Source organism: Moorena sp. SIO2C4 (assembly GCF_010672485.1).
GTDB lineage: Bacteria > Cyanobacteriota > Cyanobacteriia > Cyanobacteriales > Coleofasciculaceae > Moorena > Moorena producens.
In genome coordinates this window covers 1-1,328 of record NZ_JAAHGN010001477.1, presented here as the reverse complement: position 1 = coordinate 1,328, position 1,328 = coordinate 1, and the positions used below count along the sequence as shown (strand labels likewise).

Sequence of the window (1,328 nt, the reverse complement as noted above, 5' to 3'; positions counted from 1 at the left end):
TAATGACTTCGCTACCTCGGCGCACCAACAGCCCCAATGCTAAGACTAATGCACCAGTCGCCCCATCAGTTATCAATATCTGTGCCGCTGGGATATCTATACCTAAGGTCGAGGCGTAAAAGCTGCTAATTTTTTTCCGCAGTGACATCTGTCCGCTAATATCCCCGTAACCTAGTACTTTTTCTACTTCAGGAGCCTGTAAAGTCAGGTCAACGTATTCTTGAATTGGGAAGTCCGATTGACCAAAAGCTAGAGAAATCGGTCGCCAGTGGGATTGGTTTCGAGCTAACAGAGTCGAAATCTTGTCAATTCCCATGGGCCGAAATGTTAGTATTGGGGTTGGCATTGATGAAACTTGGGATCGCTTTAGTACTCCTTTAAATTACCAGTTAGTTGTTCAAATCAATTGCGAATAATTGTTTCAGAGTTATTACTAATTAGTAAACCTTGATGTTTTCCATTTTTATCAAATGGAGTGAAGGAGGCAGGATTCCCCGTATTTTTTTGTGTATTTGAATATGGCCTAATTTTTCCTAGGGTAAGTTGGGTGGGAGTATGTCACTATAAGAAGAATCGAGTCGATCGAGCAAACGGCGATTAGCTTCCCATACGAGTTGGAATTCTTGATTTTTATTTCCGAAGGAGCCTTCAAATTGCCGTGCTGTATGTTCGCAAATCTCAGGTGGTGGTATAATCGGCTTGGCGTTACTACTTAATACATTAACCTGAATCTCGCACGCCTTATTCAGGTAGTACATATAGAAGAATGCTTCCGCTACTGTTTCACCTACAGTTAAAAGACCATGGTTACGGAGGATTAAACATTTCTTGTCTCCCAGAGATGCCACCAGCCTTTCTCGCTCATCCAGGTTAAGTGAGATGCCCTCATAATCATGGTAGGCAACCCGATTATAAAATTCCATCGAAATTTGGTTAAGGGGCAACAAACCCTCTTCCATCGCAGCAACAGCCATGCCACTAACAGTATGGGTGTGGATGATTGCATGGGCATTAGGGCAACCTAAATGAATAGCACTGTGTATAGTAAATCCGGCTGGATTTACTTCCGCGTCTGCCTGGTCAATTTTGTTGCCATTAGCATCCACTGGAACCAAATTTGATGCACATATTTCGTCAAACATCATACCATACGGATTAATGAGGAATATTGGTGGCTCCTCTTTAATCCGCACGGAAATATGGGTGTATATCATGTCTGTCATCCCATAATAGTTAATCAAGCGGTAAGCAGCAGCAAGATCTACACGTAACTGTCGTTCTTCTTGGGAATAAAAGGTAGTTATGGAATTATTTATATTAGAGTTTTT

The 1,328-nt window shown here is 41.9% G+C and carries 1 protein-coding gene and 1 pseudogene; both read right to left on the bottom strand.

Going from position 1 to position 1,328, the window contains the following annotated elements; genetic code table 11:
* A pseudogene (locus tag F6K20_RS38755) lies at positions 1–346 on the bottom strand (hypothetical protein); the annotation flags it as partial.
* 187 nt (positions 347–533) lie between these two features.
* Positions 534–1,328: class II aldolase/adducin family protein (locus tag F6K20_RS38750; RefSeq protein WP_287268002.1), on the bottom strand; the 795-nt coding region annotated here is incomplete at its 5' end.